The sequence below is a fragment of the Klebsiella sp. MS 92-3 genome, assembly GCF_000195655.1.
Taxonomy (GTDB): Bacteria; Pseudomonadota; Gammaproteobacteria; order Enterobacterales; family Enterobacteriaceae; genus Klebsiella; species Klebsiella pneumoniae.
The window spans coordinates 29,776-41,417 of sequence record NZ_GL882825.1; the positions used below are offsets into that span (position 1 = coordinate 29,776).

At 58.3% G+C, this 11,642-nt stretch carries 7 protein-coding genes and 1 pseudogene; 6 read left to right on the forward strand and 2 right to left on the reverse strand.

Annotated elements, in window-relative coordinates:
• The first annotated feature begins 149 nt into the window (after positions 1-149).
• Both HMPREF9538_RS09755 and HMPREF9538_RS09750 read left to right on the forward strand, forming a co-directional pair.
• Complete coding sequence (locus HMPREF9538_RS09755; RefSeq protein ID WP_009485557.1) at positions 150-965, forward strand: Cof-type HAD-IIB family hydrolase; 816 nt, start codon at positions 150-152, stop codon at positions 963-965.
• A 139-nt stretch (positions 966-1,104) separates the two neighbouring features.
• A complete protein-coding gene (locus tag HMPREF9538_RS09750; RefSeq protein WP_004176744.1) occupies positions 1,105-2,370 on the forward strand; it encodes a DUF1479 domain-containing protein in 1,266 nt (421 codons plus the stop codon).
• On the opposite strand, the gene HMPREF9538_RS09745 is transcribed toward HMPREF9538_RS09750, so the two are convergent.
• Entirely contained in the window at positions 2,367-3,497 is a 1,131-nt protein-coding gene (locus HMPREF9538_RS09745; RefSeq protein WP_004219745.1) for a LacI family DNA-binding transcriptional regulator, read from the reverse strand. The two genes, HMPREF9538_RS09750 and HMPREF9538_RS09745, sit on opposite strands and share 4 nt — an antisense overlap.
• A 241-nt stretch (positions 3,498-3,738) precedes the next feature.
• Here HMPREF9538_RS09745 and HMPREF9538_RS09740 point away from each other — a divergent pair, with 241 nt between their 5' ends.
• Together HMPREF9538_RS09740 and HMPREF9538_RS09735 are read left to right on the forward strand one after the other, a co-directional pair.
• Complete coding sequence (locus tag HMPREF9538_RS09740) at positions 3,739-5,040, forward strand: MFS transporter (protein WP_009485558.1); 1,302 nt, start codon at positions 3,739-3,741, stop codon at positions 5,038-5,040.
• 15 nt (positions 5,041-5,055) lie between these two features.
• Positions 5,056-7,419: a glycoside hydrolase family 31 protein gene (locus HMPREF9538_RS09735; RefSeq protein ID WP_009485559.1), complete on the forward strand. Its 2,364-nt coding sequence runs from the start codon at positions 5,056-5,058 to the stop codon at positions 7,417-7,419.
• Positions 7,420-7,951: 532 nt separating this feature from the next.
• On the opposite strand, the gene HMPREF9538_RS09730 is transcribed toward HMPREF9538_RS09735, so the two are convergent.
• Positions 7,952-9,544, reverse strand: coding sequence for an ABC-F family ATPase (locus HMPREF9538_RS09730; protein WP_002895876.1), 1,593 nt, complete (start codon positions 9,542-9,544; stop codon positions 7,952-7,954).
• A gap of 48 nt (positions 9,545-9,592) precedes the next feature.
• Here HMPREF9538_RS09730 and HMPREF9538_RS09725 point away from each other — a divergent pair.
• Both HMPREF9538_RS09725 and ldtB read left to right on the forward strand, forming a co-directional pair.
• Positions 9,593-10,508 (forward strand): annotated as a pseudogene (locus tag HMPREF9538_RS09725) (tyrosine-protein phosphatase).
• Between the two features lie 200 nt (positions 10,509-10,708).
• Complete coding sequence (ldtB, locus tag HMPREF9538_RS09720; protein ID WP_002895871.1) at positions 10,709-11,623, forward strand: L,D-transpeptidase; 915 nt, start codon at positions 10,709-10,711, stop codon at positions 11,621-11,623.
• Positions 11,624-11,642 lie beyond the last annotated feature (19 nt).

Below are 11,642 nucleotides of genomic sequence, written 5' to 3' on the forward strand. Positions count from 1 at the left end.
GGGGGCCCAACCCTGTTCTGCAGGCCGGAAAAGACATGCCCTTCCGGCATTTTCTGAATGCCTGAACTTTCATTCGAAATAAATTTGTGCTCCTCATCACATTGTAATTAGAATGTTACTGGTCGAAGTTAAGCCAGGAGCACTCTCTTATGACCGTTAAAGTTATCGTCACCGATATGGACGGAACTTTTCTCAATGACGCCAAAACCTACGATCGCTCACGGTTTCTGGCGCAATTCGCCCAGTTGCAGCAGCGCGGCATTGAATTTGTTGTCGCCAGCGGCAACCAGTACTATCAGTTGATCTCCTTCTTCCCGGAGATCCGCGAGCAGATTTCGTTCGTCGCAGAAAACGGCGCTCTGGTTTATGAACATGGCAAGCAGCTGTTCCACGGCGAACTGACCCGCCACGAATCACAAGTGGTGATTGGCGAATTGCTCAAAGATCCGCAGCTCAACTTTGTCGCCTGCGGCCTGCAGAGCGCCTACGTCAGCGATAAAGCTCCGGACGCCTTTGTTGAGCTGATGTCGAAGCACTACCATCGCCTACAGCGGGTGAGCGACTATCACGCCATCGACGATACGCTGTTTAAATTCTCTCTCAACCTGCCGGACAGCGAGATCCCACAGCTGATTGATAAACTGCACGTGTCGCTCGACGGCATCATGAAGCCGGTCACCAGCGGCTTTGGCTTTGTCGATTTGATTATCCCTGGCCTGCATAAAGCCAACGGCATCAGCCGTTTGCTCAAGCGCTGGGATCTTTCGCCGCAGCAATGCGTCGCCATCGGCGACAGCGGCAATGACGCCGAAATGCTGAAGCTGGTGAAATACGCTTTCGCCATGGGTAACGCTGCCGACAGCATCAAGGCCATCGCCGGCTATGCTACCGACGATAATAACCATGACGGCGCGCTGAACGTTATCCAGGCCGTCCTCGATAACACCCCGCCCTTCAACGCCTGACCCTTCGCCGGGGCATCGCGCCCCGGTTTTCCATTTTGTGCGCCGCAGCAAGATTTTAAACTTGCATTAACTCCATTTTAACTTAAATTAACGTTTGTAATATTTAATACTTTCGAATGAAAGATACAGCGAGGTTATTATGGCTGCTCTCCCGACCCACGAAACACTTCCCGCCGATCACAAAGCGGCGATTCGCCAGATGAAACAGGCCCTGCGGGCGCAAATTGGCGACGTCCAGGCGGTGTTCGATAAGCTCTCAGCGCGCATCAGCGAGCGGCTGCAGGAGATTGAGACACTGAAAGCCGCAGGCCAGGAGGTCTGGCCAACCGTTCCGTTCCGCGATATCGCCGAAGGAACAGTGAGCGATGAGCAGCGCGCGGCCATTAAGCGCCGGGGCTGCGCGGTGATTAAAGGCCACTTCCCACGCGAACAGGCGCTGGCGTGGGATACCGCGATGCTGGAATATCTGGATCGCAACCATTTCGACGATGTTTACAAAGGGCCTGGCGACAGCTTCTTCGGTTCGCTGGAGGCTTCGCGCCCGGAGATCTACCCGATCTACTGGTCGCCCTCGCAAATGCAGGCGCGGCAGAGCGATGAAATGGCGGCAGTGCAATCTTTTCTCAACCGCCTGTGGCGTTTTGAACAGAATGGCAAACGCTGGTTCGATCCGGACGTCAGCGTGATCTATCCCGACCGCATCCGCCGCCGCCCGCCGGGAACCACTTCGAAGGGGCTGGGGGCGCATACCGATTCCGGCGCGCTGGAGCGCTGGCTGCTTCCCGCCTATCAGCAGGTTTTCGCCAACGTTTTTAATGGCAATATCGACGCCTACGACCCGTGGGACGCCGCGCACCGTACCGAAGTGGAAGAGTATACCGTCGACAACACCACCAAATGCTCGGTGTTCCGCACCTTCCAGGGCTGGACCGCGCTTTCGGACATGATCCCGGGTCAGGGGCTGCTGCACGTGGTGCCGATCCCGGAGGCGATGGCTTATGTGCTGCTGCGCCCCCTGCTCGACGATGTGCCGGAAGATGAGCTGTGCGGCGTCGCGCCGGGCAGAGTGCTGCCGATCTCTGAGCAGTGGCACCCGCTCTTAATTAAAGCGTTAAGCTCGATTCCAGCGCTGAATGCCGGGGACTCCGTCTGGTGGCACTGCGACATCATTCACTCGGTGGCGCCGGTGGAAAATCAGCAGGGCTGGGGAAATGTGATGTACATTCCGGCCGCGCCGATGTGCGAGAAGAACCTCGCCTACGCGCAGAAAGTGAAAATCGCCCTGGAAAAAGGCGCCTCGCCGGGGGATTTCCCGCGCGAGGACTATGAAGCCAGCTGGCAGGGGCGCTTCACCCTGGAGGATCTGAATATCCACGGCAAACGGGCGCTGGGTATGCCGGTCTAATCGTCATACAGCCCCTGCGGCTCGACGGCGGTATGGCCTTTGCCCGGCCGGATCCGCCGTACCGAATCGCGTACCACCAGCGTGCCATGCAGCAGTAGCGAGCCGTGCGGCGCCTCCGGGCGCAGCAGGCGCTGCTGCAGGAGATGCACCGCCTCGCTGCCCAGCTCATCCCGCGGCACATGCACCGCGGTCAGCGGCACCTCCTGAATCGCCGCCAGATTAAATCCGTCAATGCTCATCACCGAGACATCCTGCGGCACCCGCAGGCCACGCTTTTGCAATGCGCTGACGGTGCCGGCGGCCATAAAATCGCCGCCCACCAGGAAGGCGGTGGGCAACGGCCTGCCCTGTAAGCCGTCAAGCCAGGCGCCCACCTGCTCTTCCGTCTCTCTGGCGCTAAAGTTGGCGACGCTGATAAGATCCCGGCTGGCGGTAAAGCGCAGATTACGCGCGCGCCACGCCTCCTGAATCCCCCCCAGCCGCAGCTCCATGGTATAGCGGCGCAGGCACATCACGTTCATCACCGCCCGATGCCCCATATCAAACAGATAGCGGGCTGCGCACTGGCCGATCAGCCGATGATCGGGAGCGATGGACGGCAGCCGCATCCCTTCATCCCGACAGTTGATCAATACGCAGGGTTTGCCCAGATCCGCCGCCAGGCCATGAATATGCGGATCGTCGATCCCCAGCAGCACCGCGGCCTGGGTCTCAGGTTCATTCATGCGGGCAAGAAACAGGTTGGCGTCGCTGTCGTTCTCATCCAGCGCGCAGTAGCGCAGGCGCACTTCATGCGCCGCCAGCGCGTTATTGATGCTCTGGATCACCCGGTAGTAGAAGATATCCGATCGCTCATCGAATGCGCGCTGCGGGGCAAACACCAGCAGATGATTGAGCAGCAGACGCCCGGCGGCCAACCCCTGCATGACACCCAGCTCGCGGGCGCAGTCCAGCACCGCCCGGCGCGCCTTGTCGCTGGTATTCGCTTTCCCGGCCAGGACGCGTGAAACGGTGCTGGGCGATAGCCCGGTGCGGGCGGCAATTTCGGCGACGCGCAGCTTTTTATCCATTTTGTGATCCAGCTCCGATTGAAAAATGAAAGAATTTTCATAATCACCAAAGCACACGTTACAAGCAAATTCCGCTGTCAAATATGCGATCTCGCTCATTTCATGAAAAAACTTGCATAAATAGCGCTTTGCCAGACGATTTTTCTGCCCTAGCCTGAATTGGTCCAACATCTCCCATACTAGTTATACCAATGATGTTGAGATAAAAAATAGACTATTCAAATAGTTAATAAATCTACGTGACCACTCAGGGAGTGAGACCGTCACTTTCCCCTACAAACGTCTTGTGGAGTGTGCTATGAGTCAAGGCCTCAACAATGATATCGCCGTCAGCAAAACGCGCCGGGTAGTGAAAAACCTGCGCTGGTGGGTGCTGGTCCTGTTTTTACTTGGCGTTACCGTCAACTACATCACACGCAACTCGCTGGGAATTATCGCGCCGGAACTGAAAGCGACCCTCGGCATTACTACCGAACAATACTCGTGGATCGTCGGCGCGTTTCAGCTGGCTTACACGATTTTCCAGCCGCTGTGCGGCTGGCTTATCGACGTCATCGGCCTGAAGCTTGGCTTTATGATCTGCGCCACCCTGTGGGCGCTGGCCTGTATCGCCCACGCCGGGGCCGGTAGCTGGCTGCACCTGGCTATGTTGCGCTTCTTTATGGGTGGGGCCGAGGCGGCCGCTACTCCGGCCAACGCCAAAACCATCGGCGAATGGTTTCCGAAATCTGAACGCCCGATTGCCGCCGGCTGGGCTGGCGTTGGGTTCTCCATCGGCGCGATGCTGGCCCCGCCGCTCATCTACTTCGCCCACGCCTCCTTCGGCTGGCAAGGGGCGTTTATGTTTACCGGCGCGCTGGCGCTACTGTGGGTAATACTATGGTGGGCCTTCTATCAGACCCCGGAAAAGCACCCCAATCTCAGCAATAGCGAGCTGGAGTACATCAAACAGGATAACGAAGCCCCGCCGGTAAAACAGCCCTTCTTTACCGCGCTCAAAACCGTCTCGAAAAATAAACGTTTCTACGGGATCGCCATTCCCGCCTTTATGGCCGAGCCCGCCTGGGCGGTGCTGAGTTTCTGGGTGCCGCTGTACCTGGCGAAAGAGCACGGCATGGATTTGAAGCAGATCGCCATGTTTGCCTGGCTGCCGTTTCTCGCCGCCGATCTCGGCAGCGTGGTCAGCGGCTACCTCACCCGCCTGTATGTTCGCTGGTTCGGCTGTACGCGAGTGAACTCGGTGATCGCCAGCTCGGTAACCGGCGCGTTCCTGATGCTCTCCCTGGCCCTCGTCGCCATCACCCGCGATCCCTATATCACCATCATCCTGATCTCCATTGGCGGCTTCGGCCATCAGATCATCTCCTGCATGCTCAGCGCGCTGGTGGTGGAGTCTTTCGACAAGGGACAAATGGCGACGGTCAACGGTATGCGCGGCTCCGCAGCGTGGATCGCCAGCTTCTTGTTCTCGTTATTAATCGGGGTGACCGCCGACAAAATCGGCTTCAACCCGCTATTTATCGCCATGGGTTTCTTTGACCTGATTGGCGCCGTTTTCCTGGTGGCATTTATTGCTGAACGTCGCGCCAAGCGCGCCTGAGAGTGGATGTAAGATATGAAGACGCTGAAACACTGGAGTTTGCATCAACAGCTGGAGCATCACGTTGAACTGACGGTCGATGGCCAGCACACCCTGTGCCTGTACGTACTGGAAGAGAATTTGTTCCGCGTCCTGCTAAAACGCCAGGGCCAGCTGGCGCTGGATCGCACCTGGAGCATCGCTCCGCAGCAGGATGTGCCGTGGGAAGGCCGCGCCCGGGATGACCTCAGCGGTTTTAGTCTCCCGGCCTGGCTGCTGGCCCAGGAGGGCGATACGCTGACTATCGCCACCCGCCAGCTGCGCGTCACCGTTCACCAGCCGCTGTGGCTGGAGTGGAGCTATCGCGACGAGGCCGGCGAATGGCAGCCGCTTGCCAATGACCGTCCGACCAGCGCCTACCTGGCGAGTGCCCACGGCGACGGCGTCGCCCATTATCTGAGCCGCCGCAAAGACGAGCGTTTCTACGGCCTGGGCGAAAAGGCCGGCGACCTGCAGCGCACCGGTAAACGCTATGAGATGCGTAACCTCGATGCCATGGGCTACAACGCCGTCAGCACCGACCCGCTGTATAAACATATTCCGTTCACCATCACCCAGCGCAGCGATATCAGCTACGGCCTGTTCTATGACAACCTGAGCAGCTGCTGGCTGGATCTGGGGAACGAGATCGACAACTACCACACCGCCTATCGCCGCTGGCAGGCGGAAGCCGGCGACATCGATTATTACCTGTTTACCGGTAAGCAGGTGCTGGATGTGACCAAAGCCTTCGTTCGCCTGACCGGTAAAACGCTGTTTGGACCCAAATGGAGCCTCGGCTACAGCGGCTCCACCATGCACTATACCGACGCGCCGGATGCGCAAAATCAGCTGATGAACTTTATCCGCCTGTGCGAGCAGCACGCGATCCCCTGCGATTCGTTCCAGCTCTCTTCCGGCTATACCTCAATCAACGGCAAGCGCTACGTCTTTAACTGGAACTACGACAAGGTGCCGCAGCCCAAAGTGATGAGCCAGTCGTTTCACGATGCCGGGCTGAAGCTGGCCGCCAATATCAAACCGTGCCTGCTGCAGGATCACCCGCGCTACGGCGAGGTGGCGGAGCGCGGTCTCTTCATTCGCGATTCGCAAACTGACGCTCCGGAGCGTTCCAGCTTCTGGGATGATGAAGGGTCGCATCTCGATTTCACCAATCCGCAAACCGTGGCCTGGTGGCAGGAAGGCGTGACCACCCAGCTACTGGAGATGGGCATCGATTCGACCTGGAACGATAATAACGAATACGAAGTATGGGACGGCGAAGCCCGCTGCTACGGCTTTGGCCGTGAAATCGCCATCAAACATATTCGCCCGGTGATGCCGCTGTTGATGATGCGCGCCTCGCTGGAAGCCCAGCAGCGCTTTGCGCCGCAAAAGCGTCCATATCTGATCTCCCGCTCCGGCTGCGCCGGGATGCAGCGCTACGTCCAGACCTGGAGCGGCGACAACCGCACCAACTGGGATACGCTGCGCTATAACATCCGCATGGGCCTGGGGATGAGCCTTTCCGGGCTGTTTAACGTCGGCCACGACGTCGGCGGTTTCTCCGGCGATAAACCCGAGCCGGAACTGTTTGTGCGCTGGGTACAAAATGGCGTCATGCATCCGCGCTTTACCATTCACTCGTGGAATGACGACCAGACGGTAAACGAAGCATGGATGTATCCGGCCATCACTCCGGCGATCCGCTCAGCCATTGAGCTGCGCTACCGCCTGCTGCCCTATCTGTACACTCTGCTATGGCAGGCGCATGCTGATGATGAGCCGATGCTCCGCCCGACCTTCCTCGATCACCAGCACGATGCGCAGACCTTCGCCGAATGCGATGACTTCCTGCTGGGCCGCGACCTGCTGGTGGCCAGCGTGGTCGAGCCGGGCGCCCGCCAGCGTGAAGTATGGCTGCCGGATAATCAGGCCGGTTGGTACGATTTCTACAGCCATCAGTGGTTCGCCGGCGGCCAGTGGGTGACGCTGGACGCGCCGCTGGAAAAACTGCCGCTGTTGGTCCGCGCCGGCGCTGGTCTGCCGCTTAGTGAACGTATCAGCCATGTCGATGCGCAAAAAGACGATCGTCGCGAACTGCAGCTGTTCCCGCTGAAAGGTACCGGCTCAACCCGCGGTCTGCTGTTTGAAGACGACGGCGAAAGCTGGGGCTATAAACAGGGGGATGCGCTATGGCTGGAGTGGGAAATGACCTGCAGCGCCAGCAGCATAAACCTGGATATCAACGCCCGCGGCAACTATCGCCCGGCTTGGAAAGCGCTGAAGCTGTCATTACCGGTAGGAGAAAAGCGTAAGCTGCTGGTGAATGGCGTTGAAGGAACGGAGTGGAGGTTCTGACCTTAGGCCGGTAGTTTCAGCCAGCATGGTGAATAAATTAAAAGCAGGCCGTACGGACCTTGGTTACTGTTCTCGGTTTGCAACGGTTTTGGTCCGGGAAAAACAGTTCTTTTTTATTATTTCAGAGCAGATTGCGCTCCCGATGTTTCTTCTGCGTTATGTCTCTCATGGCGCAGGGAGCGTACAGGGGGCGGCCAGTCGCCGCCGCCCCTGTACCCCGGGCTCTGGCCGCCAAAATCGCCACTTCGTGGTACCTTCGACTTATCCCTGCAGGCTTCGGGTCGGGCCGAGGCAGCGTCCCTGCAAAACACGGCCCTCAGCCCGCATCCATGCGGGCTGCCCCGGCCTTCCGGGAACGTCTCAGCGATGTTGAGGCCACCAACACCGGCAGTTTCAGCCAGCGCGGTGAAGACATTAAAGGCAGGTCGCAAGAACCGTAGGTCGGGTAAGGCGTTAGCCGCCACCAGACAAAAAAACGGCACCGCGTGTCGCCCGGGTAAGGCGTAGCCGCTACCCGGGTAACGGACAGGGATTACTCGATACCTTTGCTGCGCAGGTAGTCTTCGTAGTTGCCGCTGAAGTCGATCACGCGGTCCGGAGTGATCTCCAGGACGCGGGTCGCCAGCGAGCTGACAAACTCACGGTCGTGGGAGACAAAGATCAGGGTGCCCTGATACATCTCCAGCGCCATGTTCAGCGATTCAATCGACTCCATATCCAGGTGGTTGGTCGGTTCGTCCATCACCAGGATGTTTGGCTTCTGCATCATCAGCTTACCGAACAGCATGCGCCCTTTCTCGCCACCGGAAAGCACCTTCGCCGGCTTTTTGATATCGTCCTGGCTAAACAGCAGACGGCCGAGGATGCTGCGTACTGCCTGCTCGTCGTCGCCTTCCTGCTTCCACTGGCTCATCCATTCGAAGACCGTCAGGTCGTTTTCGAACTCGTACTCATGGTCCTGCGCGTAGTAGCCGATTTGCGCGTTTTCAGACCATTTCACGCTGCCGTTGTCCGGCTGCAGTTCGCCTACCAGGGTTTTCAGCATGGTGGATTTACCCACGCCGTTGGCGCCCAGAATGGCGATCTTTTCGCCCACTTCCAGCAGCAGGTTGACGTTTTTGAACAGCGGACCTTCATCAAAGCCTTTGGTAAGGGCTTCCACTTCCAGCGCGTTACGGAACAGTTTCTTATCCTGCTCGAAGCGGATAAATGGGTTCTGACGGCTGGAGGCTTTAACCTCTTCCAGCTTGATTTTGTCAATCTGGCGCGCGCGCGAGGTGGCCTGACGCGATTTAGAGGCGTTGGCGCTGAAGCGGCTAACGAAGGACTGCAGGTCCGCAATCTGCGCTTTTTTCTTGGCGTTGTCCGCCAGCAGACGCTCACGCGCCTGGGTGGCCGCGGTCATGTATTCGTCGTAGTTGCCCGGATACACGCGCAGCTCGCCGTAGTCGAGATCCGCCATGTGGGTGCAGACCATGTTCAGGAAGTGACGGTCGTGCGAAATGATAATCATGGTGCTGTCGCGATCGTTCAGCGTCTGCTCCAGCCAGCGAATGGTGTCGATGTCCAGGTTGTTGGTCGGTTCATCGAGCAGCAGGATATCCGGATTGGAAAACAGCGCCTGCGCCAGCAGGACGCGCAGCTTCCAGCCCGGCGCGACTTCGCTCATCGGGCCATAATGCTGTTCAACCGGAATGCCGACGCCGAGCAGCAGTTCGCCGGCGCGCGCTTCCGCCGAGTAGCCGTCCATTTCGCCATATTTGACTTCCAGGTCGGCCACTTTGTAGCCATCTTCTTCGCTCATCTCAGCGAGGGCGTAGATGCGATCGCGCTCCTGCTTCACTTCCCACAGCTCGCCGTGGCCCATGATGACCGTATCCAGCACGGTGAACGCTTCAAAGGCGAACTGATCCTGACGCAGCTTACCGATGCGCTCGTTCGGGTCGAGAGAAACGTTGCCCAGCGTCGGTTCGAGATCGCCGCCGAGGATCTTCATAAAGGTCGATTTACCGCTGCCGTTGGCGCCGATCAGACCATAACGGTTGCCGCCGCCAAATTTAACGGAGATATTTTCGAACAGCGGCTTGCTGCCAAACTGCATGGTAACGTTGCTGGATACTAGCACGGGGATATCCTGAAAAAAGAGTATGAGGGGTGTGATACAGCAGACATTATGCCAGCAAATGACACACTTTTCACGGCCTGCGGTAAATTCCACCGCGGCGCTTGTGCTAAGGTCTTTGTCAGACGAGCCGGAAACCCGCGCTCAAACGGTTATTCTGTACGTATTTATAAGGAGTCCCATGACCAGCAGCCTATCGCGACACCCGGCTTTTTTATCCCTGCAGGGCGGCATCAATTTTCGCGACCTGGGCGGCCAGCTTGCCGCCGATGGACGCCGCGTCCGCAGCGGCAAGCTATTGCGATCCGGCGCGCTAAACCGGTTAACGGCGGAGGATCTCAACCACCTCGATACTTTGCCGCTCAGCCGGGTGCTCGACTATCGCGACCCCGGAGAGGTAGCCCGTACTCCGGACAAGCTTAGCCCGCTTACCCATTATCTTAACGCGCCGGCCAATCCGCCGGTGAGCGAGGTAAATGCGAAGGTCACCGAGCTGAATGCCGCCACCCTTAACGCGCTGAACGGCGAGCAGTTTATGCTGCAACTCTACCGCCAGCTGCCGTTTAACAACCCGGCCTATCGCCAGCTCGCCGCCTGGCTGACCACGCCTTTTGAAGGCGCTTTACTGCAACACTGCGCGGTCGGCAAAGATCGCACCGGCGTCGGCTGCGCGTTAACGCTGTTCGCCGTCGGCTGCGACAGCGAAACGGTGATGGAGGAGTATCTCCTTACCCACGGCATGCTGACGCAGGTGGAGGCCTGGATGTTGGAGCTGCTCGGCAACGACCTCACTGCCCAAGGGCGCCAAAGCCTGGCGGATATTCTGACGGTAAAAGAGTCCTATCTCGCCGCCGCGCTGTCGGCTATTCACCAGCGCTATGGCACCGTCGACGCCTGGCTGGCGGCAGAGTACCAGCTTACCGCGCCGGTTCGCGCCGCGCTGCAGGCCCGGCTGCTGGAAAAGTAACCGCCCGTTACCCGCGCGGCGAGCGATGCTTCGGCCGCCTGCCGGACCGCGGCAGCCGAGGCGACAGGGAAAAAAATGTGATTTCGTACACATCTGATTTACCTGTTCAGCGGAATGCACATATAATGCGCTCCCATCTACTGTCTCAATCATTAACAAAGGCCTGTGTGGCGTTGATTTCGCACACGACATTAAAGACTATGAAATTATCTACACTCTTAGCGGCAGCCTTCGCCATCGTAGGCTTTTGCAATACAGCGTCTGCTGTCACCTATCCTTTGCCAACCGATGGCAGCCGTTTGGTTGGTCAGAATCAGGTCATTACCATTCCGGATGATAACAAACAGCCGCTGGAATACTTCGCGGCGAAATATCAGATGGGGCTTTCCAACATGCTGGAAGCCAACCCGGGGGTGGATACTTACCTGCCGAAGGGCGGTAGCGTCCTGAACATCCCTCAGCAGCTGATTCTGCCGGATACCGTGCATGAAGGGATCATTATCAACAGCGCGGAAATGCGTCTGTACTACTACCCGAAAGGCACCAATACCGTGATCGTTCTGCCGATCGGCATCGGCCAGTTAGGTAAAGATACGCCGATCAACTGGACCACCAAAGTCGAACGCAAGAAGGCCGGCCCGACCTGGACACCGACCGCCAAAATGCATGCTGAATACGCCGCCGCCGGCAACCCGCTGCCAGCCGTCGTACCGGCCGGTCCGGATAACCCGATGGGGCTGTACGCGCTGTATATCGGCCGTCTGTACGCCATCCACGGCACCAACGCTAACTTCGGTATCGGCCTGCGCGTGAGCCACGGCTGCGTGCGTCTGCGTAACGATGACATCAAATTCCTGTTTGAGAACGTGCCGGTCGGCACCCGCGTACAGTTTATCGATGAGCCGGTAAAAGCGACCACCGAGCCGGACGGCAGCCGTTACATCGAGGTGCACAACCCGCTGTCGACCACCGAAGCGCAGTTCCAGGGCGGCGAGATCGTGCCGATCACCCTGACTCAGCCGGTACAGGCAGTTACCAGCCAGTCTGATGTCGATCAGAACGTGGTTGAGCAGGCTATCCAGAACCGCTCCGGTATGCCGGTGCGTCTGAACTAAGTTGTGCTGACAAGAAAAA

Excerpts from the sequence above, each read along its gene's own strand:
- HMPREF9538_RS09755 (WP_009485557.1), top strand. The coding sequence starts at position 150 with ATGACCGTTAAAGTTATCGTCACCGATATGGACGGAACTTTTCTCAAT.
- HMPREF9538_RS09750 (WP_004176744.1), top strand. The coding sequence starts at position 1,105 with ATGGCTGCTCTCCCGACCCACGAAACACTTCCCGCCGATCACAAAGCG.
- HMPREF9538_RS09740 (WP_009485558.1), top strand. The coding sequence starts at position 3,739 with ATGAGTCAAGGCCTCAACAATGATATCGCCGTCAGCAAAACGCGCCGG.
- HMPREF9538_RS09735 (WP_009485559.1), top strand. The coding sequence starts at position 5,056 with ATGAAGACGCTGAAACACTGGAGTTTGCATCAACAGCTGGAGCATCAC.
- ldtB (WP_002895871.1), top strand. The coding sequence starts at position 10,709 with ATGAAATTATCTACACTCTTAGCGGCAGCCTTCGCCATCGTAGGCTTT.